This window comes from Ensifer sp. BR816, assembly GCF_000378985.1.
Classification (GTDB): Bacteria; Pseudomonadota; Alphaproteobacteria; order Rhizobiales; family Rhizobiaceae; genus Sinorhizobium.
The window spans coordinates 2,760,125-2,782,138 of record NZ_KB905370.1; the positions used below are offsets into that span (position 1 = coordinate 2,760,125).

A 22,014-nucleotide genomic window follows, 5' to 3' on the forward strand; every position below is an offset into this window, starting at 1 on the left:
GGCTGCAGCGGACTTGGCGTTTTCACGAGTGAGAGAAAGGTTCTTCGTATGATACGGCGCTTCGAAGACGCCCGGATTCTCATGTACAGCCACGATACGTTCGGCCTCGGTCATCTGAGGCGCTGTCGCGCCATCGCACATGCTCTCGTTGAGGACTATAGCGGCCTGCAGGTCTTGATCGTGTCCGGGGCGACCATTGCCGGCGCCTTCGACTACCGGGCCCGCGTCGATTTCGTGAAGATCCCCAGCGTCATCAAGCTGAGGAATGGCGAATACACGTCGCTCGACCGCCACATCGACCTGCATGAGACGCTGAAGATGCGTCAGTCGATCATTCGCTCGACCGCCGAGACCTTCAAGCCGGACATCTTCATCGTCGATAAGGAGCCGATGGGGCTCCGCGGCGAGGTCGAGGACACGCTGACCTACCTGAAGACGCACGGGACCAGATTGGTTCTCGGTCTTAGGGAGATCATGGATGCGCCGCACCTGCTCGAGGAAGAGTGGAAACGCCGCGACACGATGCGCAAGATCGAGCAGTTCTACGATTCGATCTGGGTCTATGGCCCTCCCGATTTCTACGACCCGCTGGTGGGGCTCGACGTTCCCGCGGCGGTGCGCGATCGCATGAATTTCGTCGGCTTCCTGCAGAGAAGCGTCCCGCATGGCGGATTGCCCGATCACAGGCCGGAGGGCGACTATATTCTGGTGACCACAGGAGGCGGTGGCGATGGCGCCGAGCTCATTCATAACGTCATCCACGCCTACCAGCAGGACCCGAGCCTGACGCACAATGCGCTTGTCGTCCTTGGTCCCTATATGCCCGCCAAGCAGCGCAACAAGCTGATCCGGAAGGGCGGTGGTATCCCTTTCATCAAGATCATCGAGTTCGACAATCGCATGGAGGAACTGGTCGCCGGTGCCCGCGCCGTCGTATCGATGGGCGGCTACAACACCTATTGCGAGATTCTCTCCTTCGATAAGCCGGCGCTGATCGTGCCGCGGCTGCAGCCCCGGGAGGAGCAACTGATCCGGGCGCGGCGCGCGTCCGAACTCGGCCTTGTCGACATGCTGCTGCCCCACGAGGCAGAAGATCCGCTGCGCTTTGCAGCGGCACTCAAGTCCCTGCCGCAGCGTGCAGCGCCGTCGTGTAACAGGAACGGCCTGAGGCTCGAAGGCCTTGTCCATATCTCCGGGATTGTCGGAGAGTGGCTCGATCACAGATCGAAGGAACATCTGAGCATCGTCAAGCAGACAAGCTGAAATACCCGTGTCGCAAACTCGAAAGATCGCCGTTGTCCTGAAGGGCTATCCACGCCTTTCCGAGACGTTCATTGCTCAAGAATTGCTAGGGCTCGAAAGGGCAGGGCACGATCTCGTGCTCGTCGCCCTGCGGCGCCCGACCGACGCGAAGCGTCATCCGGTTCATGACGAGATCCGCGCCAAGGTGTTCTATCTGCCGGAATACCTGCATGACGAGCCCTGGCGGGTGTTCCGATCGCTGTTGAAATCGCTGCCAAAGCCCGGATTCTGGCACGCTCTGGTGCCCTTCCTCCAGGATCTCCGTCGCGACTGGACGCGCAACCGCTTTCGTCGTTTCGGCCAGGCGCTGGTGCTCGTCGCCGAGTGGCCTGCCGGGGCGCGCTGGCTGCATGCCCATTTCATCCACACGCCGGCCTCGGTGACGGCCTATGCGAGCATCATGGCCGGCGTTCCCTGGAGCTGCTCGGCGCACGCCAAGGACATCTGGACCTCTTCCGACTGGGAGCTTTCGGAAAAGCTCGGCCGGGCGCGCTGGACGGTGACCTGCACGCGCAACGGCTTCGAGCATCTCAAGAGCCTGACGGCCGAGAAGTCCCGGGTGCATCTGAGCTATCACGGTCTCGACCTTGATCGCTTCCCGAGCTTCGAAGGCGACCATTCGCGCCGCAACGGTTCCGACCCCAACGATCCGGTGCGCATCGTCAGCGTCGGGCGCGCCGTCGCCAAGAAGGGTTATGACGTTCTGCTCAAGGCGCTGTCGCTGCTACCCCCCGACCTCAATTGGCGCTTCGAGCATATCGGCGCAGGCGACCTGACGAAGGACCTTCGGTCGTTCGCCGACCATCTCGGCCTTGCGCCACGTGTGAGCTGGCACGGCGCGCTCGATCAGAAGGACGTGCTCGCACGCTACCGTGAGAGCGACATTTTTGCACTCGCCTGCCGGGTCGCGGTCGATGGCGATCGCGATGGACTGCCGAATGTGCTGGTCGAGGCTTCGAGCCAGCGGCTTGCCTGTGTCTCGACATCGGTATCCGGCATTCCGGAACTGCTTGACAATGATGCGAACGGGATCGTTGTGCCGCCTGAGGATCCCGCCACGCTCGCATCTGCGCTGGAGCGGCTCATCCGCGATCCGGCTTTGCGCACGAGGCTGGGCGCCGCGGCGGAACGGCGCGTGCGGGCCGAGTTCGATCATCACTCGAGCGTCGACCAGTTGAGCGGGCTTTTCGAAAGCGAATGGAGAAGGGCTCCTTGAGCAAGCGCCGCGTTTTTTTCTATGTTCAGCACCTGCTCGGGATCGGGCATCTGGCAAGGGCCAGCCGCATCGCAAAGGCACTGTTCGCGCGCGACTTCGACGTGACGATGGTGACCGGCGGCTCGCCTGTCCCCGGCTTCCCTGGCGAGGGAGTGAGGACGGTCGCGCTGCCGCCGGTGACGGCGGGCGACAAGGGCTTCTCCGGCCTCGCCGACGCCGAGGGCAATCCGGTCACGGCCGCCTATCAGGAGCGTCGCAAGCAACAGCTGCTGGAGGCGTTTCGCCTCTCGCAGCCGGATGTCGTCATCATCGAGGCTTTCCCATTCGGCCGCCGGCAGATGCGCTTCGAGCTCCTGCCCCTGCTCGACGCAATCGAAGCGATGGACCGCCGCCCGCTGGTCGCGACGTCGCTCCGCGACATCCTGCAGGAGCGGATAAAGCCAGGGCGCGCCGAGGAGACGGTCGAGCTGGTCAAGAAGCACTTCGACCTCGTGCTCCTTCACGGCGACCCGGCTTTCGCGCGGCTCGAGGAGACTTTCCCGCTCGCGGGCGAGATCGCTGACCGGGTGGCCTATACCGGTCTCGTCGCCCCGCCACCGCCGGCCGAGCCTGCCGAGACATTCGATATCCTGGTTTCCGCGGGAGGCGGCGCGGTCGGCAAGGAGCTGATCGGCGCGGCACTCGGGGCGGCGAGGATTTTGCCGCCGGAGCTTCGCTGGTGTCTGGTAACCGGCCCAAACCTGCCGCAGCCGGATTTCGACGAACTCGCCGCCGCGGCACCGGAAAACGCCAGCCTGTTTCGTTTCCGGCAGGATTTCGCAAGCCTCCTTGCCGGGGCGCGCCTTTCGGTCTCACAGGCCGGATACAACACAGTCTGTGACATATTGCGGGCCGGATGCAGCTCGCTGCTCATTCCCTTTACCTCGGGGGGCGAAACCGAGCAGAGCACGCGGGCGACGAGATTGGAGCGGCTCGGGCTCGCCGCCGTCCTGTCCGAGCAAGGAATTAGCGCGCGGGAACTCGCCCAGCAGGTGGAGGCGTCGCTTGCCCGTTCGAAACCCGATATCCCGCCGCTCGATCTCGACGGGGCCGACAATACCGCGACAATTCTCGAGGAGCATCTGACGCGGCTGGAAGGCGTCAGACCGCACCGATCAGCATGAAGCGCGTATATTTCTTCATAGGCAGCGCGCCGGCGAAATCGATGAGGGAAAGGCCCGCCTTGATTTCAAATTCCTCGAGCGAGGAAACGCAGTTTATGTGGCTCGGCTCGCTGAAATAGTCGTTTGACTGCAAAGCCACGCGGGTTCCGGAGGGAAGGAGGCCGAGCCACGCGCCGAGGTCGGCGATGTGTTCGCAACTCGTGTTGACCACGAGGTCAGCCTTCAAGCTGCGATAGTCGATCCCGTACATGTCCGCGGTGACGGCGCGAAAGCGGTCGCCGAAACCGGAATTCAGCGTGCGGGCCACGTCTTCGACTGCCGGATCGATGTCGAAGCTGTCGATCACCTGGATATTGAAGCGCGTATCCTCGAGCAGCATGGCCGGCAGAACACCGTACCAGCCGCCGAGAACGACGATCCTGTCGTAATCGGAACCGGCATTCCTCAGGAGTTCATTGCGGGCCCAGAGCTTGCACAGGACCTGCTTGTGGTTGAAGGCATTGGCGATATTCGCTTGCGGATGTTTGGCGATGACGCTCGCTATGCCGTCGACGAGCACGCTGCCGGTATAAGCGGCCAACCCGCGCGCGAGGTCATAACCGCTCTCGGGCCAATCGTGCGAACTGTGGGGCGGGTGGCTGGCATGCGTCATCCGGGTGTTGTAAGCTCAGGGTCCGGCAAGCGCAAGCCGCGCCACGGAGCCGCGGCTGGGAGGTTGCAACTCGGTTCGATATCCGGTGGAAGGAGCTTGCTTGCCAGCCAAGCGCTTGACATGGAGTATGCCTCTGCTCTCATGGCAGGCAGTCACGAGTTCCCGGAAGAAGCGCACGCCATTGAAGATCTGGTGGAGAGAAACCATTTGCGGCTAGCGTCCGCCTCCGGAGCGGCCCTGCGATCCCGAATTTTAGATTAGGTCTCATTACCCGCCCATGGAACCACGTCTTTCCCGCTACATCTGGACTCATACACGAAAGGCGCAGCTCTGGATCCTTCTGATCGTTGCGCTGTCGATGATCCCCTATTTCATGTCCTTCGACCTGCCGAAGCAGATCGTCAACGGGCCGATCCAGGGGCAGGGATTCGAAACGCCCGGGGCAACGCAGCTCTTCATGCCGATCGCCTTCAGCCTGCCACTCATTGGCGAGGTCAACCTTTTTTCGGGAATCGAGCTTGGCCGGCAGGGGACGCTGTTGGCGCTCAGCCTCGTCTTTCTCTTCTTGGTGATCATCAACGGGCTCTTCAAGTTCTATATCAACACCTACAAAGGCCGGCTCGGTGAGCGGCTGCTCCGGCGCATCCGTTTTGAGCTCGTCGACCGTGTCCTGCGCTTCCCGCCGCACCACTTGAAGCGTGTGAAGCCGGCGGAAATCTCGACGATGATCAAGGATGAAGTCGAGCCCATGGGCGGCTTCACCGGCGATGCCTTCGTGCAGCCGGCGCTTCTCGGCGGCCAGGCGCTGACGGCGCTGATCTTCATCCTGATCCAGAGCTTCTGGCTTGGCATCATCGCCGCGGTCATCGTCGCGGTCCAGGCGGTGATCATTCCGCGCATGCGCCGGCGGCTGCTGGTGCTCGGGCGCGAACGGCAACTGACCGCCCGCGAGCTCTCCGGGCGGGTCAGCGAAATCGTCGACGGTATCGGCACGATCCGCGGGCATGACACGTCCAACTACGAACGCGCCGACATCGCCGCGCGCCTCGGCCGGATCTTCAAGATCCGTTACGATCTTTACCAGTGGAAGTTCCTGGTGAAGTTCCTGAACAACTTCCTCGCCCAGGTCACGCCTTTCCTGTTCTATTCGATCGGCGGCTATTTCGCTCTGCAGGGACGCCTCGACATCGGCCAGCTCGTCGCGGTGATCGGTGCCTACAAGGATCTGCCGGGACCGCTGAAGGAACTGATCGACTGGGATCAGGCGCGTCAGGATGTCCAGGTCAAATACACACAGGTCGTGGAACAGTTCAGCGTCGAGCCCTTGATCGACCCGAAAGTACAGGAGATTTCCGTAGCTGCGCCTCCGACGCTCTCCGGCGCACTTGCTGCCGTCAACCTCACGATAGCCGACGATGGCGGCGCCAAGCTGATCGAGCATGTCTCCTTCCAGGTCCGCCCGGGCGAGACCGTGGCCATTACCGGCGGCACCGGCGGTGGCGGAGAGGCCCTGGCCGAGGCCCTCGGCCGCCTGGCCTGGCCGGCGAGCGGCAGGATCGTCGTCGGTGACGAGGATATTCACGAGCTGCCGGAAGCGGTCATCGGGCGACGGATTTCCTATGCCTCCTCCGAGGTCTACGCCTTCCAGGGCAGTCTCGGCGACAATCTGCTCTATGGCCTCAAGCATGCGCCGCTGACCGAGGTGGTTTACGAGGGCGACAAGGCGGCCCATCGCCGATGGGAACTGCTCGAGGCGAAGCTTGCCGGCAACCCCTCATTCGACCTCAACAGCGATTGGATCGACTACGGAGCTGCGGGGGCAACGGGGCCGAAAGATCTCTTCGGGAAGATCAGGGCTGTGCTCGACGTCGTGCTCCTGACGAACGACATTTCGGCCCTGGCCGTCCGCTCGACGATCAATGCCGTCGAGCACGAGGCATTTGCCAGTGAAATCGTCGAGATGCGTGCCGCGCTCCGGCGGCGCCTCGAGGCCGAGAAACTCAGCGATCTGGTCGTTTTCTTCGAGCCGGGCTCCTACAATGTCGAAGCAACCGTTGGCGAAAACCTGCTCTTCGGCACTGTGACCGACAGGGCGAGATGGGAGTTGGCGCTGGAGAGCCACCCCTTCTTCAAGACCGTCCTGAAGCGGGCCGGCCTTCACGAGACTTTCTACGGCATGGGGCTCGAAATCGCCGAAAACGTCGTCGAACTGTTCCGCGACCTGCCGCCGGATCACCCGTTCTTCCAGCAGCTTACCTTCATGACCAGTGAGGAAATTCCGGCCTATGAGGCACTGCTTCAGAGGCTCAGGGGCCGGCCGCTCGACGAAGTCTCGGAGGAGGACGCGATCCGGATCATCCGGCTATGCTTCGGCTATATCGAGCCGCGGCATCGCTTCGGTCTCCTGACGGACGACCTGATGCAGAAGATCGTCGAGGCGCGGCGAGAATTCAGCGACGGCCTGCCTGCCGATCTCGCTGGCATCATCGAGCACTACCAGCCGAACCGCTACATGGCTTCGTCCAGCATCCTCGACAACGTGCTCTTCGGCCGTATCGGCCATAAGCACACGGACGGGTCGGACAAGATTCGGGCGATCGTCCGCGATCTCTTCGAATCGCTCGGCCTCTACAACAAGGTGCTCGCCTTCGGGCTCGATTTCGATGTCGGCGCCGGTGGCAAGCGACTGACCGCCGGCCAGCGCCAGAAGCTCAACCTGGCACGTGCCCTGATCCGGCTTTCCGATTTCTATATCGTCAATCAGCCGCTGCTGGCACTCGATCAGCGCACGCAGGACCAGATCACCCGTAACGTCTTCGCCTTCCTGCATGACGAGAACCGCAATCCGGCGATCGTCTGGGTGCTTTCCAATCCGGCTCTTTCGGAACTCTTCGACCGGGTGGTGCATTTCGAGAACGGCCGGTTGGTGCATGAGGAAACCGTGGAAACGCCGTCAAAAGACAGCGACTACAAGGAACTGGCGTCTTGATGTAATATTAGCATAGGGTGGCAGGCGTAATTTCCCGGCCGGTCGGGAACGGACGTCTTCGCGACCGCGACACATTCGGAGAAGCGGACTGATATGCTCCTAAAAGACGAAGTGGAAATGTTGCGCCGGATTACGCTTTTTTCCGGCCTGCCGCCTGCGAAACTCAAACTTCTCGCTTTCACCTCCGACCGGGTGATGTACAGCGCCGGCGAAGACCTGTTCCACCAAGGCGATATCGGCGACGCAGCCTATGTCATCCTTTCCGGAAAGGCAGACGTGCTGGTCTCGACGCCCACGGGGCAGTTGAAGGTTGCCGAGGTGGAGCAGAATTCGATCGTCGGCGAGATCGCCATCCTCTGCAACACGCCGCGCACTGCAACCATCAAGACGACCACTTCGCTCGAGGCCCTGCGCATTCGCAAGGACGATTTCCTGAAACTGCTGGCCGATTTTCCCGAAATGGCCGTGGAGATCATGCGTGTCCTCGCCGACCGTCTCAGCCAAACGACCTCCGAACTCACCGAAGCCCGCAGCCGCGCCCAGCGGGTGGAGGCATAGGGTTCAGACGTTCACGATTGCCGGTTCGCCGCGCTGTGGCGGCCGCGTGAATTTATTCCGGTTCCGATTTTCGGAATCATGCAGTAGAGAGGCGCGATGCGCGCCATAACCTATTTCGACAAGACCGTTTACTTCCCCGACAAGCCGGAAAAGAAACGCTTTTTCGCCCGCCTGCAAGCAGGGCAGTGGGAGCCCGGCACCTTTCGAAACATCGCTCGCTTGGTCGACGAAAAGACGACCTTCATCGACATTGGTGGCTGGATCGGCGTTACGCCCTATTGGGCGGCCCAGACCGCAAACAATGTCATTGTCGTCGAGCCCGACCCGGTATGTTTCGGCATCCTGACGCAGATGCGGGCCGACAACGCCGGCGAGGTGACGCTCGTCAACGCAGCACTCTCGCAGGACGAGCGCCTAGTGCTCAACTCCGTCGGCGGCGGCTTCGGCAGTTCGGAAACCTCGGCGCTGATCGCCGACGACACGGGCATGGCGATTGCCGCCGAAACCATAACGATCCCGAAGCTCCAGGCGATGGCGAAGACCGAGCGTCTCTGCTTCAAGATCGACATCGAAGGCTACGAATACAAGGCGCTCGACCAATTCCGGACAATCGACCGGAAGAGGACGGCGGGCGTCTTGCTCGCCGTACACCCGCAGATCCTGGCGGCCTCGCTTTCCGGTCCCTCGCTGCTGCGCGCGATCCGGACCATGTCAGCGACCGTTCGGCTCATCCGAAGCTTTCGCGGATTTCGCCTGGAGAACCCGTCGGCGATCTGGGCGGCTCTGCGCAAGTCGATCGCTCGGCGCGAACTCAAAGGCTTCGATCTGCTCTTCCTGGCGAAGTGAGCCGCGAAGGACGGCGGTCTTACGCCGGCGGGCGAACGCTATGGAAAACCGTCGGCGCTGCGCCGGGTATCCTGCTTAGCGCATAAACTTCATAGGCGGCTTGCGGGTCGTCTCCCATCCCAAGCGAACCCGCTGGCATGCCGGGTACGGCGAGGCCAACGATGTCCGGACGCTCCGCGATCAGCTTCCGGATCGCCTCGAGCGGCACGTGCCCTTCAAGCAGATAGCCGTCGAGCACGGCCGTGTGACAGGCCTCCATGTCCGCCGGAACGGCGAAGCGGCGCTTGATCGCCGTCATGTCGCTCTCGTGGTGGACTTCGACCGCGAAGCCTGCCGCCCTCATGGCTGCCGCCCAGCTTTCACAGCAGCCGCAGAGCGGGTCCTTGTAGATCACCATGCGCCCGGCAGTTGCGAGCGCGTCCGGGGACCGAAGTAAAACGAGAAAGGCGCCTGCCAGAGCGCCGGCCAGGAAATCTCTGCGTTGGATGGTCATGGGGAGCACTCCTTTCCTGGCGCTGTTCCGCAGCGTAATCCGCCGCCGGAGCATGAAATTAGACGCCGGGACGCTCAGCGTGTCGATACACCAGATCGCCGCACGCCCCGCACCGGTTCGACGCCGCCGCGGCCGAACCGGGCAGGCTCAAGCGGCTTCTCCGGGACGCTTCCGGCATCGGCAAGATCGTCGATGATCGGGCAATCCGGCCGCGTATCGCCGTGACAATGGGCGGCGAGGTGCTTGAGGGTCCGGCTCATCGCCTTCAGCTCCTCCGCCTTGCGGTCGAGCATCGCCACTTGATCGAGCGCGATTTTCTTGACCTCGCTGCTGGCACGGGAACGGTCGCGCCACAGCGCCAGCAGGTCTGCCATCTGCTCGACGGTAAAGCCGAGATCGCGCGCCCGCCGGATGAAGCGCAGCGTATGGACATCGTTGGCGCCGTAATTGCGATAGCCGGATTGGCTTCTGTCGGCTGCCGGGATGAGACCGATCTTTTCGTAGTAGCGGATCATCTTCGCCGAGACGCCCGACGCGTGCGCCAGATCGCCGATATTCATGACATCCTCGTTCAACTAGCGGCGGATACACCGAAATATAGGACTTCCCCTGAGCGGGTGCCAACAGAGCCTGCTCAACGCTCCCCGTTTTCCTGTCGCTCGAGACCTCCGAGTCGTTTGAGGCGCAACGCATTGCCGACCACGAAGACGCTGGAAAGTGCCATTGCCCCGGCGGCAAAGACCGGCGAAAGCAGCACGCCATAGCCGGGATAGAGCGCCCCGGCGGCGACCGGAATCAGCACCACGTTATAGGCAAAGGCCCAGAACAGGTTCTCCCCGATGTTGCGGATCGTCGCCTTGGAAAGTGCAATCGCCTTCGGCACACCGACGAGGTCGCCGGACATCAAGACCACGTCGGCGCTTTCGATTGCGATGTCCGTTCCCGTGCCGATCGCAATGCCGACGTCGGCGGCGGCAAGCGCCGGTGCGTCGTTGATCCCGTCCCCGACGAAGGCGACGTTGCGGCCATCTGCCTGCAGGCGCCTTACCGCCGCGACCTTGCCGTCCGGCAACACCTCGGCGAGAACCTCGTCGATGCCGAGCTTGCGCGCAATGGCTTCCGCGGTCCGGCGGTTGTCGCCGGTGATGATCGCGATCTTCAGGCCGAGATCGTGCAAGTCCCGGATCGCCTGTGGCGTCGTCTCCTTCAACGGATCGGCAACCGCAATGATCGCAGCCAGTTTTCCGTCGATTGCGGCGTAGAGCGGGCTCTTGCCTTCGTCGCCGAGCCGGGCGGCGTCCGAGGCAAAGTGCGAGACGTCGAGCCCGAGGCGCGTCATCAGTCGGTCGGCGCCGACGTGGACCGTTCTTCCGGCGACCTCGGCTCTGGTGCCGAAGCCCGTAATCGCTTCGAACGTGTCGGGCTCGCTCATTGCGAGGCGCGCTGCTTTGGCGGCGGAAACGATCGCCTCGGCGATCGGGTGCTCGGAGCGGGCTTCTGCGGTGGCGACAAGAGCCAGTACGGTATTGCGATCGAAGTCCGGGGCGGTCTCGAGGTCGGTCAGTTCCGGCCGCCCCTTCGTCAGCGTTCCGGTCTTGTCGACCGCGATGATTTCGGCGCTGCGCAAGGTCTGCAAGGCATCCCCCTTGCGGAACAGGACGCTCATTTCGGCGGCGCGCCCCATGCCCACCATAATCGACGTCGGCGTGGCAAGGCCCATGGCACAGGGGCAGGCGATGATCAGCACCGCAACGCCGTTGATGAGGGCGAATGTCAGGGCCGGGTCCGGTCCGAAGGTGAGCCAGACCAGGAAAGTCGCCAAGGCGACTGCCATGACGACCGGTACGAACCAGGCGGTGACGCGATCGACGAGCGCCTGGATCGGCAGTTTCGCGCCTTGCGCCTGCTCGACCATCCGGATGATCTGGGCAAGGACCGTGTTGGCACCGACCTTGGTGGCGCGGAAGGTGAAGGCGCCGGTCCTGTTGATCGTGCTGCCGACGACGTCCGACCCACTCGTCTTTGCAACCGGCAGGGGCTCGCCGGTGATCATCGATTCATCGACATGGGAATCACCCTCGACGACCAAGCCGTCGACGGCAACCTTCTCGCCGGGACGCACCAGCACCAGGTCGCCGGCGCGCACCTCGGCAATCGGAATCTCCAGCGTCTCGTCACCGCGCCGGACGCGCGCCGTCTTTGGCTGCAGCCCCATCAGATGCTTGATCGCCTCAGACGTGCGGCCCTTAGCGCGCGCTTCGAGCAGCCGTCCGAGCAGGATCAGCGTGACGATCACCGCTGCCGCTTCGTAATAGACATTGGCCGTCCCGGCCGGCAGAAGCCCTGACGCGAAGGTCACCACGACGGAATAACCCCAGGCGGCGACCGTGCCGATCGCTACAAGCGAATTCATGTCGGGAGCGGCGCGCAGCAGCGCCGGCACGCCCTTTGCGAAGAAGCGACGGCCGGGGCCAAAGAGAACGATCGTCGCGAGAGCGAACTGCAGGTACCAGCTCTGCTCCATGCCGATACGGGTCATCACGAAATCATGGATCGCCGGCACCAGGTGCGACCCCATTTCGAGGACGAAGACAGGAAACGCCAGCAGGGCGGCGATCAGGAAGTCCCGCTGCAGGTGCCTGAGTTCCTCGTCGCGCCTTCCTGCCTCGCGGTCGACGTCCCGGTCATCGCCAAGCTGATGTGCCTCGTAACCGGCGCTGCGAACCGCCTCCAACAGCATATCCGTGGTCGCAAGCCCCCTGACCAGACGGATCGAGGCTCGCTCGCTCGCAAGATTGACGTGGGCCTCGACAACACCGGGAACGGTCTTCAGCACCTTCTCGACACGCCCCACGCAGGACGCGCAGCTCATTCCCTCGATGCCAAGTTCGAGCGTGTCTTCGACCGCTCCGTAGCCGACATTCTCGATCGCCCTGATGATGTCGAACGGCTTCGTCGTCTGATCGAAGCGAACGTCGGCGCGCTCCGTAGCCAGATTGACGGACGCTGATACCACGCCCGGCACGGCGGTGATTGCTTTCTCGACACGTGCTACGCAGGAGGCGCAGTTCATCCCCCCCACGGAAAGACTGACCCTTTGCGTATGCTCTGCACGTCGGGTTGCGGCAGCACTCGGAGATGCCATACTGATAGTCCTTGCAATATGTCTGCCGACAACATGAGGCTTCCAACGATGGGAAGGTCAAGGGCTGTTGTCAGTTTGAAGGCATCAAAAAACGACGAGGACGACGACGGGGCCAGTTCATCGCTCCTAGTCCTAAGAGGGCAGGCGAGAAGGAGCGCCGCCTCTCGATCCTGGCGATCGCCGTGCCGAACCGGCTGACGGCTATACGCTTTCGGGGGTAATGATCTCGAACGGAACCACGCGTTGCAGGATCGTCGTGCTGTTACGGTGCTCCAGCGAGGCGACCATGGTCGCGATCAATTCGTCCGAGCTCCGGTCGAGGGGATGGCAGAGAGCGGCGGTGATCAGCCCTTCGGTCAATCCTTTGCGGGTTTCGGGGCCAATGTCGCGGCAGACGATCCTGACCTTGTTTCGCTTCTCGTCCGGGGCTTCGCGCAGCGCGCGTAAAACGCCGGAGATGCCGCCCCCGGCGATATAGATGCCTCGGAGGTCGTCGAGGCCGGAGAGCAATTCGGTCACGATCCGATAGGCTTCCTGCGGCTCTTCGTGGGTCGGCCGGCTGTCGTCCACCCTTAGATGCGGCGCGTGTTCCCGCATATAGGACCGGAAGCTTGCGTCCGAGACATCCTGACACTGATAGCGGTGATTTCCGATGAAGACCGCGACGCGACCCGGGGTGCCGGTCGTCTGCGCGAGAAACCAGGCTGCGGTCCGGCCAAGCTTCCAATTGTCGGTTCCGACATAGCCTGCCCGATCCGGCGCGGATTGGTCGGTGACATAGGCGATGACGGGTTTGCCGCGGACTTTGAGCGAGTGGATCGTCTGGCTTATCAGAGGGTGGTCGCCGGCGATGATGGCAACCGCGTCACAGCGTCTGCCGAGCACTTCCAGGCGGTCGGCGATATTCTGGGGCTCGAGAAGATCGACGAAATCCACCAGGGGCTCAATCTTCTCATACTGTCGTCTTGCCGCCGCCTCGATGATCTTCGCGCCGAACAGCCGGTACAGTTCGCGCGTCGATTGCTGAAGGAGAAAACCGAAACGGTAGGTCGGCAGCGCGCGCCTCTTACGATCCTCGATCACGCCTATCCCGTAAAATCCGATCTCTTCCGCAGCGTTCTGCACTCTCTCGATTGTATCCGCGCGCACCGAACCCGAGCCACCAAGGATTCGGTTGATCGTCGAAACGCTGACGCCGGACGCCTCGGCGAGATCGGCAATGGTCGGGCGCTTTTTCATGGCATATTTCACACCAAATTGGAATGAGACTAAATGATACAAAAATTTTCAAATTCTGCAACAACTATTCCAACGGGCTGAGCCATTTGGTACAAACATTCCAGCGAATTCGAGAAGCGCCCTTGGGAGGTGGCCTCGCGATCGCAAACTCTAGGGAGGACAATCTGATGAATTTTTCGAAGCATGCCCTGCGCGGGCTGCTGGCAGGTACTGCTATTGCCATCGGCGCATCGTCGGTCATGGCCGCAAATATCTTTGTCGTCGGCGGCAAGCCGGACGACCCGTTCTGGTCGATCGTGAAGAAGGGTGCCGAGGACGCCGGCAAAGTCGTGGAGGCGCAGGGTGGGTCGGTAACCTGGCTCGGGCCGCAGAACTACGACAACCTCGGTGTCGACGCGGCGGAACTGATACGCCAGGCCATTGATCAGGGCGCCGATGCGATCGTAGGCCCGAACTGGGTGCCGGAGGCCATGGATCCCGCATTCAAGGCGGTCGTCGACGCCGGCATTCCGCTGGTCATTTACAACGCCGGCGGCATCGAAGCTGCCGACCGCCTGGGTGCGATGAACTATATCGGATCCAACGACTACCTGTCCGGCAAGGCTGCCGGCACCTACTTCGCCGAGCATGACCTGAAGAATGCGGTCTGTCTCAACACCTTGCCTGGTGCGGCGAACATCGAAGCCTTCTGCAAGGGCATGATCGACGGGGTCACCGAGGGTGGCGGCGTCGGCTCCGCACTGCCGCTGCCGGCAACGTCCTTCGGTTCGGCCACGGCCGTGGCGCAGGCCCTCAAGGCGCACCTTCTACAGAACCCGGACATCAAGGCCGTGTTCGCTATCGGCAACGTCGACACGAACTCGGCGGTCAATGGGGTGACGCAGGCCGGCAAGCAGGGCCAGGTGCAGGTCTGCGGCATGAACATGGATGAAACGATCCTGAACAACATCAAAAGCGGCACCCAGCTCTGCGCGGTCGACCAGCAGGGCTATCTGCAGGGTTACCTCGCGGTCTCGATCCTGAACGGCAAAGTCAATTACGGCCTTACGGTGCCGACCCGGGAAATCCTGACCGGCCCAGGCGTGATCGACAAATCGAACGTCGATGCCACCCTGGAGGGTGTGAAGGCGGGCGCCCGCTGAGCTTCGGCTGAACCTCGCGAAGCTGCCTGCCGTTTGAGGCAGGTAGCTTCCAATCTTCCAATAGTGCCGGTCGTCATCGGTCTTGCGGCTTCATTGGTGGTATCAAAATGAACACGACAAATACGGTTCAGGCCTCCTCGGTTCCTTCAGGTGGCCACCATATCAAAGCGACCATCGGTCAGCTTACTCGTCGCCCTGAAGCAGGTTCGTTGCTGGGCTTGATCGCGGTGTTCGTCTTCTTCGCTCTGGTGGGCGGCCAAGCTTTCCTGTCCCCTGCGGGCTATGCCAGCTGGCTCAACATTGCCGCCGAGATAGGTCTCGTCGCGCTCCCGGTGGGCCTCTTGATGATCGCCGGGGAAATGGATCTCTCGATCGGCGCGGTGATTCCGGCATCATCCCTGACGGTCGCCATTATTTCCGGCCATTACGGCCTTCCCGAATTTGTCGGCATTTTCGCCGGTCTGGGTGTCGGGCTCATCGTTGGATTTTTCAACGGCTACCTGGTCAACCGCACCGGGGTGCCATCCTTGATTGTCACCATCGGCTCCATGTTCGGCGTCATGGGACTGACCCTGGGCTTCACCGTGCTCATCGCCGGCAGCACCGGCGTGTCGCTCGTACCAAGTCCGACCGTCAAGGCGATCCTCGGCGATTTCGTCGGCGGCATGTTTCAGGTGACGATCTTCTGGTGGCTCCTGTTCGTTGCGGCGTTCTTCTATCTGCTGCACGTCTCGACTCTGGGCAACTGGATCTTTGCTCTGGGTGGCGACAAGATCTCGGCCCGCAACGCCGGTATTCCGACGGAAAGACTGACCATCGCACTCTACATGTTGTCGGGTTTCTCTGCGGCCTTCGTCGGCGTCAGCCAGGTGCTTGTCTACCAAAGTGCGCAGGTGCTCGCGGGGCAATCGTTCATCTTCAATTCGATCATGTGCGTGGTCATTGGCGGTGTGCTCCTGACCGGAGGCGCAGGGTCGGTGGTGGGCATCGTCTTGGGTACGCTCACCTTCGCGATCGTCAATCAGGACATCTATTTCACGGGCATCGATCCGAACCTTGGCAGTGTGATCATCGGCGCGCTCCTGCTGCTCGCCGTGATGATGAACGACAAGTTCCGGGTCCTGGCGATGTCCTATGCAACGAAGAAGAAATGAGGGCGCGGAAATGAACAGCTTATCCCTCGGACAAATTCTACGCCGCCCGGAATTTGGAGCCGTGCTGAGCTTCGTCGCCGTGATTACCTTCTATGTAGCCTTCGGCGGCGTGAGCCTCGGTACGCTTTTCGGCGCGGCGAGCTGGGTCAATTTCGCGGCCAATCTCGGTATCGTCGCCTTGCCGGTCGGCCTTCTGATGATCGCTGGCGAGCTTGACATTTCGATCGGCGCAATGATCCCGGCGGGATCGATGTCGATCGCCATTCTGTCGGGTTATTATGACTTGCCGATCGTAGTCGGCATGCTCGGCGCGCTCGGCCTGGGCGTTCTGGTGGGGCTGGCGAATGGCTTCCTGGCGGTGCGCACGAGCGTGCCCTCGCTGATCATCACGCTAGGTACGCTGGTTGCGGTGCAGGGTCTCGTCCTCGCAGGATCCGTCATTCTGACCGGGGCCGCCTCGGTTCCGCTGGAGGCGCCGACCTGGGCCAAGGCGGTCTTCGGCCAACTCATCCTCGGCAAGTTCCAGGTGATTATCCTGTGGTGGTTCGCGTTGACGATCGTCTTCGCTTTCGTGCTTCATGCGACGCGCTACGGCAACTGGATCTTTGCGATGGGCGGAGACGAGGTCAGCGCCCGCAATGCCGGGATCCCGACCAAGAGGCTCAAGATTGCTCTCTTCGTTCTATCGAGCACGGCCGCTTCCTTCGTCGGCATGTGCGGGGCGATCCAGTTCAACTCCGCACAGGTCTCGGGCGGCATGAACTATATCTTCAACACGATCGTCTCGATCGTCGTGGGTGGCGTGCTGCTCACTGGCGGCTTCGGTTCGGTCGTCGGGATATTCCTCGGTGCGCTGACCTTCGCTGTCGTCAACCAGGGCATCTATTTCACCGACATCGACCGCAACTGGTCCAACCTCATTATCGGCGTGATGCTCATGGCTGCAGTTCTGATGAACAATACCTTCCGGCAGATGGCATTGAGCTACGCGCCGAAGAAAAAGAAGTGAGGGTTCGATCATGTCTGACAATACTCCGATCCTTGAACTCCAAAATGTCGACAAGAGCTTCGGGCCGATCGACGTCCTGCATAACATTTCGCTCAAGGTCCGGGCGGGCGAGGTGCTCTGCCTGCTCGGCGACAACGGCGCCGGCAAATCGACCCTCATCAAGACCCTTGCGGGCGTGCACAAACCGACGCGCGGCACGATCCTGATGGACGGCAACCCGGTCGAGTTCAGCGGCCCGCGAGAAGCCCAGGAAATGGGTATCTCCACGGTGCATCAATTCGGCGGCACCTTTCCGCTGATGTCGATCGGCCGTTCCTTCTTCGTCGGCGTCGAACCGACCAAGGGCTGGGGCCCGTTCAAGGTCTATGACCGCAAGACGGCCAACGAGATTGCCGTCAAGGCCGTGCAGGACTTCGGCATCACCCGCATCGACGATGGCGATCGACTAGTCGGGGGGCTTTCAGGCGGCGAACGCCAGTCGCTTGCGATTGCAAGAGCGGTACATTTCGGAGCCCGGGTATTGATCCTGGACGAACCAACCGCCGCGCTCGGCGTCAAGCAGGCCGCCCATGTGCTCCGTATCGTCAACGAGGCGAAGCGGCGGGGCCTGGCAGTGGTTTTCATCACCCATCAGGTCATGCACGCCATGACCGTCGGGGACCATTTCGCAGTCCTGATCCGCGGAGCCATCGCTGCCGATTTCCGAAGGGGCGAGAAGACCCGTGAGGAGATCACCGACCTGATGGCGGGTGGGGAAACCATGGCTGATCTCGAGGCTCAGATCGAGAGTTACATGGATGCCCACGAAGGGCAGCCACCGCCGCCAGCCCAGTAGTCGCTGACGGCACCACAAACGAAAATTGCGCAACACGCGCAGCTTCGGAGGCGGCTGAAAAAGGTCGTCGTCGGAGCTGGAGGTAGAGTTGCGTCCGGAATCTGGAGGTTAAAATGAAAATCGCGATCGACCCCTTCATGCATCGCCATCTCTCGCTGGAGAAACTCCCCTCGAAAGTGGCGGAGCTCGGCTATGAGTGGATCGAGCTCAGCCCGCGGGCGGACTTTCTGGAATGGTTCAAGGCGCCCCGCGTCTTCCCCGATCGGGTGAAGTCGTTCAAGAAGGCGCTTTCCGACGCTAATGTCGGGATCGCCTCGCTGCTCCCGATGTATCGTTGGGCCTCCAATGACGAGACCGAGCGCCAGTCCGCGGTGAAACATTGGAAGCGGGCAATCGAGATCTGCGTCGAACTGGGCGTGGATACGATGAACTCGGAGTTCGGGCGCGGTCCGCACCCGGACAAGGGTTCCTGCTACTGCTGCCACACCGGCTCGATGATCGAAGCCTGCGAAGAAGCCTGGTGGCGATCGATGGAAGAGCTCGTCCCGATCTTCGAGCGCGAAGGCATCAGGCTTAACGTCGAGCCCCATCCGGAAGATTGGTGCGAGACGCTGCAGCCCGCCCTCGACATCATCCGCACGGTCAATTCGAAGAACGTCAAGTTCCTCTACTGCGCACCGCATACGTTCTATTTCGGGGACGACACGAAGGCGATGCTGCGGGAGGCCGCAGATGTTCTCGCCCACGTCCACGTGGGCGACACGTTCAACCACAAGGCCTCTTCAGGCCTGCGTTACATTCTCAATCCTCCGGGCGCTCAGGCCCGCGTGCATCAACACCTGAACATTGGCCAGGGCGAGGTTCCTTGGGACGATTTCTTCGCCACCCTCGCCGAAGTGGGCTTCGACGGCATCATGACCGCCTGCGTCTTCGCCTGGGAGGACAAGGCGGACCACTCCGGTACGTTCATGCGCACCGAGATGCAGCGTTACATCGACAAGTACTGGGGGGCAAAATGACCCTCAAGGTCGGTGTCATCGGCACGGGCATGATCGGCCAGGATCACATCCGCCGTCTGACCCAGGTTCTGTCGGGCGTCGAGGTGGTCGCAGTGAGCGATATCGAGGGCGCTCGCGCTGCCGCGGTCGCGCCTGAGGGGGCGACGGTCTTTGCCACGGCGGGCGAGCTCATCCGCTGCGAGACGGTCGAGGCGGTGGTCGTCTGCTCCTGGGGCCCCGCCCATGAGGAGCAGCTCCTCGACTGCATCGCCGCCGGCAAACCGGTCTTCTGCGAAAAGCCGCTGGTCACGACCGCGGCCGCGGCTCTGAGGGTCATGGAGGCCGAGGTGGCGTTCGGCCGACGCCTGGTACAGGTGGGCTTCATGCGCCGCTTCGATGCGGACTACCGCCGCCTCAAGGCAACGCTGGACTCCGGCATGCTTGGTGCGCCGCTGATGTACCATTCGACGCACCGCAATGCGGCCGTTCCCGAGGGGCTCTATACCTCGGACATGCCGCTCAACGACACGCTCGTCCATGACGCCGATATTTCGCGCTGGCTTCTAAACGACGAGGTGACGGGGGTCGAGGTCCGCGTGCCTCGGCGCTCACGCCGTGGCAAGGACTTGCGCGATCCGGTGGTAGTGCTGCTGCACATGGGTTCGGGGGCGCTGGTCGATGTCGAGATCTCGGTCAACATCGCCTACGGCTACGATATCCGCGGCGAGGTAAGCTGCGAGGCGGGGGTAGCCGCACTTCCGAACCGACCGGCAACCGTGATTTCGGATGCGAACGGCATCCGCCAAGCGATCCCCGCGGATTGGCGCGAGCGCTTCATCGAAGCCTATGACCAGGAATTTCGCGAGTGGATTGCCGCGGCTGCGCGGGGGACGGCGACCGGGCCCTCCACCTGGGACGGCTATGCCGCCACGCTGGTCGCCGACGCGGCGCTGAGAGCAGTGGAAAGCGGCGCGCTCGAGCCGGTCCGCATGCGTAATCGCCCCTCGCTTTACGACACGACTTTGGAGGCCCCCGGCAACTGACGTTCCCGGGCGACTCCCCAAAAAGACAACATTCCCGAAAGGTCAAATAATGCTGAATGGAGAAAGACTTATCGAACGGCCGCTGCGCTGGGCCATGGTCGGCGGCGGCCGCACCGGCCAGGTTGGCTACAAGCATCGCACCGGCGCGCTGCGTGACGGCACCTATCGGCTGGTGGCCGGCGCCTTCGATCTCGACGCCGAGCGCGGCCGCGACTTCGGCGCGAAACTCGGCGTTGAGGCGGACCGCTGCTATGCCGACTACAACGAACTGATCGCCAGGGAAACGGCACGCAAAGATGGCGTCGAAGTCGTCTCGATCGCGACCCCGAACTTCACCCATTACGAGATCACCAAGGCCTGCCTCGAGGCCGGGCTGCACGTCATCTGCGAAAAGCCGCTGTTCTTCACCGTGGCCGAATGCGAGGAGGTCGAAAAGCTTGCCGCGGAAAAGGGCCTGATCGTCGGTGTGACCTACGGCTTCACCGGCCACCCGCTGGTTCACCAGATGGCCGCTATGGTCAAGAAGGGCATGCTCGGCGATATCCGCATCGTCGACATGCAATATACCCACGGCTTCAACTCGGGGGACGATGTGGGCGCCGGCGAAGCCGTGAAATGGCGCACGAACCCGAAAACGGCCGGGCCGACCTTTGTCCTCGGGGATATCGGCACGCATCTCTACTACCTCTCCGAAGTCGTGCTGCCGCACCTGAAGATCGACAAGTTGCTCTGCGACCGCAAGGCATTCATCCTGACCCGTGCGCCGCTTGAAGATCATGCCACGGTGCTGATGCACTACGACAACGGGGCGCGGGGCCGTCTCTGGGTGTCGTCGGTCAATGCGGGGAACATGGGCTCGCAGCGCTACCGTTTCGTCGGCTCCAGGGCCTCCGTCGAATGGAGCGACAGCCATCCCGACCAGTTGATCTATGAGGTTCAGGGCGAACCGAACCGCACGCTGCATCACGGCATGCCCTATCTCGAGGAAGAGAGTCTCGCCGTCGACCGCATGGGCGCGCTGCATACCGAAGGCCTCGGCGACAGCTGGTCGAACATCTACCTCTGGATCGCGCAAGCAATCGACGCGAAGAAGCGCGGCGACGAGGTCTTCCTGAAGACGCACCACTATCCCGGCATCAAGGCCGGCACCGAAGGCGTCCGCTGGCTGGAGAATTGCGTTCGCTCGGCCGACGCCGGCTCCGCCTGGGTTGATTTCCGATAAGTTCCTCCCTGACTGGGGCGCTTTCGGGCGCCCCCTTTTTTTGGATAGAGACACATGAAACTATCGATCTGCACCGATGTGATGGGAAATCTCTCCTTCACCGATATGCTCGACAAATGCGTCAAACTCGGTGTCGAAGGCATCGAGATGACCGGCGGCGGTTGGTCCCGCGGGCCGCATTTCCGGGCCGACGAGCTCCTGGCCGACAAGGCGCTGTTGAGAACGAAGCTGAAAGAGATCGAGGCGCGTGGCCTCGAAATCGCGGCACTCAACTGCTCGGCAAATCCGCTCGATCCGGGTGCGATGGGCAAGCGTCACCGCAAGGAGATGGAGGACACCATTCGCCTTGCGGGTGAAATCGGCGTCAAGACCATCGTGACCATGTCCGGTCTGCCGGAAGCTGCGCCGGGCGACATGGTGCCAAACTGGCTGGTCTACACCAAGAGCTGGCCCGACGAGATGCCGGAGCGCGATCGCTACCAGTGGGAAGACCGCGCTTTCCCGCTCTGGCACGATCTGGTGAAGCTGGGCAAGGAAGCCGGCGTCGAAAAATACGCGCTCGAAAACTTCTCGGCCATGCTCGTGTGGAATCCCGAGACGCTTTTTCGTCTGCGCGACGAGGTTGGCCCGACGGTCGGCATGAACCTCGATCCGTCGCACTTGATGTGGATGGGCGCCGACCCGATCGCCTCCGCGCGTGCGCTCGGCGATGCTATCCACCATTGCCACGGCAAGGATACCCGCATCGAGCGGGGGCTTGCGGATGTGAACGGCCTTCTCGAATTGAAGGATGTCACCGATGTCGCCAACCGCACGTGGAACTACGTCGCCGTCGGCGCGGGCCATGACCTGCAGTGGTGGAAGGAATTCTTCTCGGTCGTCCGCATGGTCGGCTACAACGGTTGGGTCAGCCTCGAGATGGAAGACTTCACCATGTCTACCGAGGCCGGCATCCAGTCCTCGATCGACGCGCTGCAGGCGACCATCAGCCGCTGAACTTGGTCCGGG

General features: G+C 62.3%; 19 protein-coding genes. 14 read left to right on the top strand and 5 right to left on the bottom strand.

The window, feature by feature from the left end:
• The first annotated feature begins 48 nt into the window (after positions 1-48).
• The 3 genes from RHIBR816_RS0113335 to RHIBR816_RS0113345 are packed head-to-tail and all read left to right on the top strand — an operon-like array spanning position 49 to position 3,681.
• Positions 49-1,263 (top strand): glycosyltransferase family protein, encoded by a 1,215-nt coding sequence (locus RHIBR816_RS0113335; RefSeq protein WP_018237051.1) that lies wholly within the window; start codon positions 49-51, stop codon positions 1,261-1,263.
• A 7-nt stretch (positions 1,264-1,270) separates the two neighbouring features.
• Positions 1,271-2,518, top strand: a complete 1,248-nt coding sequence (locus RHIBR816_RS0113340; RefSeq protein WP_018237052.1) for a glycosyltransferase family 4 protein — start codon at positions 1,271-1,273, stop codon at positions 2,516-2,518.
• A complete protein-coding gene (locus tag RHIBR816_RS0113345; protein WP_018237053.1) occupies positions 2,500-3,681 on the top strand; it encodes a glycosyltransferase family protein in 1,182 nt (393 codons plus the stop codon). Before RHIBR816_RS0113340 ends, RHIBR816_RS0113345 begins: the two co-directional genes overlap by 19 nt.
• Here RHIBR816_RS0113345 and RHIBR816_RS0113350 read toward each other — a convergent pair.
• A complete protein-coding gene (locus RHIBR816_RS0113350) occupies positions 3,659-4,333 on the bottom strand; it encodes a hypothetical protein (RefSeq protein WP_018237054.1) in 675 nt (224 codons plus the stop codon). The genes RHIBR816_RS0113345 and RHIBR816_RS0113350 overlap by 23 nt on opposite strands.
• A 277-nt stretch (positions 4,334-4,610) precedes the next feature.
• Here RHIBR816_RS0113350 and RHIBR816_RS0113355 point away from each other — a divergent pair, with 277 nt between their 5' ends.
• The 3 genes from RHIBR816_RS0113355 to RHIBR816_RS0113365 all read left to right on the top strand — a co-directional run bounded on the left by RHIBR816_RS0113355 (position 4,611) and on the right by RHIBR816_RS0113365 (position 8,726).
• Entirely contained in the window at positions 4,611-7,322 is a 2,712-nt protein-coding gene (locus RHIBR816_RS0113355) for an ABC transporter transmembrane domain-containing protein (RefSeq protein ID WP_018237056.1), read from the top strand.
• Between the two features lie 93 nt (positions 7,323-7,415).
• The gene (locus tag RHIBR816_RS0113360; protein WP_026186954.1) at positions 7,416-7,880 is read left to right on the top strand and encodes a cyclic nucleotide-binding domain-containing protein; all 465 of its coding nucleotides are present in this window, start codon (positions 7,416-7,418) and stop codon (positions 7,878-7,880) included.
• Positions 7,881-7,976: 96 nt separating this feature from the next.
• Complete coding sequence (locus RHIBR816_RS0113365; protein ID WP_018237058.1) at positions 7,977-8,726, top strand: FkbM family methyltransferase; 750 nt, start codon at positions 7,977-7,979, stop codon at positions 8,724-8,726.
• Positions 8,727-8,745: 19 nt separating this feature from the next.
• On the opposite strand, the gene RHIBR816_RS0113370 is transcribed toward RHIBR816_RS0113365, so the two are convergent.
• The 4 genes from RHIBR816_RS0113370 to RHIBR816_RS0113385 all read right to left on the bottom strand — a co-directional run bounded on the left by RHIBR816_RS0113370 (position 8,746) and on the right by RHIBR816_RS0113385 (position 13,603).
• Positions 8,746-9,219: a DUF411 domain-containing protein gene (locus tag RHIBR816_RS0113370; RefSeq protein WP_018237059.1), complete on the bottom strand. Its 474-nt coding sequence runs from the start codon at positions 9,217-9,219 to the stop codon at positions 8,746-8,748.
• A gap of 74 nt (positions 9,220-9,293) precedes the next feature.
• Complete coding sequence (cueR, locus tag RHIBR816_RS0113375; protein ID WP_018237060.1) at positions 9,294-9,779, bottom strand: Cu(I)-responsive transcriptional regulator; 486 nt, start codon at positions 9,777-9,779, stop codon at positions 9,294-9,296.
• Positions 9,780-9,853: 74 nt separating this feature from the next.
• Positions 9,854-12,364 (bottom strand): heavy metal translocating P-type ATPase, encoded by a 2,511-nt coding sequence (locus RHIBR816_RS0113380; RefSeq protein WP_026186956.1) that lies wholly within the window; start codon positions 12,362-12,364, stop codon positions 9,854-9,856.
• 201 nt (positions 12,365-12,565) lie between these two features.
• Positions 12,566-13,603, bottom strand: coding sequence for a LacI family DNA-binding transcriptional regulator (locus tag RHIBR816_RS0113385; protein ID WP_018237062.1), 1,038 nt, complete (start codon positions 13,601-13,603; stop codon positions 12,566-12,568).
• A gap of 167 nt (positions 13,604-13,770) precedes the next feature.
• Here RHIBR816_RS0113385 and RHIBR816_RS0113390 point away from each other — a divergent pair, with 167 nt between their 5' ends.
• The 8 genes from RHIBR816_RS0113390 (at position 13,771) to RHIBR816_RS0113425 (ending at position 22,002) form a co-directional block, all read left to right on the top strand.
• Positions 13,771-14,745 carry a sugar ABC transporter substrate-binding protein gene (locus tag RHIBR816_RS0113390; protein WP_018237063.1) on the top strand — a complete coding sequence of 325 codons (975 nt, stop codon included), beginning with the start codon at positions 13,771-13,773 and terminating at the stop codon, positions 14,743-14,745.
• 107 nt (positions 14,746-14,852) lie between these two features.
• Entirely contained in the window at positions 14,853-15,899 is a 1,047-nt protein-coding gene (locus tag RHIBR816_RS0113395; RefSeq protein ID WP_026186957.1) for an ABC transporter permease, read from the top strand.
• A gap of 10 nt (positions 15,900-15,909) precedes the next feature.
• Positions 15,910-16,908, top strand: a complete 999-nt coding sequence (locus RHIBR816_RS0113400; protein WP_026186958.1) for an ABC transporter permease — start codon at positions 15,910-15,912, stop codon at positions 16,906-16,908.
• A 10-nt stretch (positions 16,909-16,918) separates the two neighbouring features.
• Positions 16,919-17,743, top strand: a complete 825-nt coding sequence (locus RHIBR816_RS0113405) for an ATP-binding cassette domain-containing protein (protein ID WP_018237066.1) — start codon at positions 16,919-16,921, stop codon at positions 17,741-17,743.
• A gap of 113 nt (positions 17,744-17,856) precedes the next feature.
• Entirely contained in the window at positions 17,857-18,762 is a 906-nt protein-coding gene (locus RHIBR816_RS0113410; protein WP_018237067.1) for a sugar phosphate isomerase/epimerase family protein, read from the top strand.
• A complete protein-coding gene (locus RHIBR816_RS0113415; protein WP_018237068.1) occupies positions 18,759-19,784 on the top strand; it encodes a Gfo/Idh/MocA family oxidoreductase in 1,026 nt (341 codons plus the stop codon). The genes RHIBR816_RS0113410 and RHIBR816_RS0113415 overlap by 4 nt, the downstream gene beginning before the upstream one ends.
• 49 nt (positions 19,785-19,833) lie before the next feature.
• Positions 19,834-21,006, top strand: a complete 1,173-nt coding sequence (locus RHIBR816_RS0113420) for a Gfo/Idh/MocA family protein (protein WP_018237069.1) — start codon at positions 19,834-19,836, stop codon at positions 21,004-21,006.
• Positions 21,007-21,060: 54 nt separating this feature from the next.
• The gene (locus tag RHIBR816_RS0113425; protein ID WP_026186959.1) at positions 21,061-22,002 is read left to right on the top strand and encodes a sugar phosphate isomerase/epimerase; all 942 of its coding nucleotides are present in this window, start codon (positions 21,061-21,063) and stop codon (positions 22,000-22,002) included.
• Positions 22,003-22,014 lie beyond the last annotated feature (12 nt).

Bases quoted from the DNA above. Each gene is read 5' to 3' on its own strand.
- RHIBR816_RS0113335 (WP_018237051.1), top strand. From the start codon at position 49: ATGATACGGCGCTTCGAAGACGCCCGGATTCTCATGTACAGCCACGAT.
- RHIBR816_RS0113345 (WP_018237053.1), top strand. From the start codon at position 2,500: ATGGAGAAGGGCTCCTTGAGCAAGCGCCGCGTTTTTTTCTATGTTCAG.
- RHIBR816_RS0113350 (WP_018237054.1), bottom strand. From the start codon at position 4,333: ATGACGCATGCCAGCCACCCGCCCCACAGTTCGCACGATTGGCCCGAG.
- RHIBR816_RS0113355 (WP_018237056.1), top strand. From the start codon at position 4,611: ATGGAACCACGTCTTTCCCGCTACATCTGGACTCATACACGAAAGGCG.
- RHIBR816_RS0113360 (WP_026186954.1), top strand. From the start codon at position 7,416: ATGCTCCTAAAAGACGAAGTGGAAATGTTGCGCCGGATTACGCTTTTT.
- RHIBR816_RS0113365 (WP_018237058.1), top strand. From the start codon at position 7,977: ATGCGCGCCATAACCTATTTCGACAAGACCGTTTACTTCCCCGACAAG.
- RHIBR816_RS0113370 (WP_018237059.1), bottom strand. From the start codon at position 9,219: ATGACCATCCAACGCAGAGATTTCCTGGCCGGCGCTCTGGCAGGCGCC.
- cueR (WP_018237060.1), bottom strand. From the start codon at position 9,779: ATGAATATCGGCGATCTGGCGCACGCGTCGGGCGTCTCGGCGAAGATG.
- RHIBR816_RS0113380 (WP_026186956.1), bottom strand. From the start codon at position 12,364: ATGGCATCTCCGAGTGCTGCCGCAACCCGACGTGCAGAGCATACGCAA.
- RHIBR816_RS0113385 (WP_018237062.1), bottom strand. From the start codon at position 13,603: ATGAAAAAGCGCCCGACCATTGCCGATCTCGCCGAGGCGTCCGGCGTC.
- RHIBR816_RS0113390 (WP_018237063.1), top strand. From the start codon at position 13,771: ATGAATTTTTCGAAGCATGCCCTGCGCGGGCTGCTGGCAGGTACTGCT.
- RHIBR816_RS0113395 (WP_026186957.1), top strand. From the start codon at position 14,853: ATGAACACGACAAATACGGTTCAGGCCTCCTCGGTTCCTTCAGGTGGC.
- RHIBR816_RS0113400 (WP_026186958.1), top strand. From the start codon at position 15,910: ATGAACAGCTTATCCCTCGGACAAATTCTACGCCGCCCGGAATTTGGA.
- RHIBR816_RS0113405 (WP_018237066.1), top strand. From the start codon at position 16,919: ATGTCTGACAATACTCCGATCCTTGAACTCCAAAATGTCGACAAGAGC.
- RHIBR816_RS0113410 (WP_018237067.1), top strand. From the start codon at position 17,857: ATGAAAATCGCGATCGACCCCTTCATGCATCGCCATCTCTCGCTGGAG.
- RHIBR816_RS0113415 (WP_018237068.1), top strand. From the start codon at position 18,759: ATGACCCTCAAGGTCGGTGTCATCGGCACGGGCATGATCGGCCAGGAT.
- RHIBR816_RS0113420 (WP_018237069.1), top strand. From the start codon at position 19,834: ATGCTGAATGGAGAAAGACTTATCGAACGGCCGCTGCGCTGGGCCATG.
- RHIBR816_RS0113425 (WP_026186959.1), top strand. From the start codon at position 21,061: ATGAAACTATCGATCTGCACCGATGTGATGGGAAATCTCTCCTTCACC.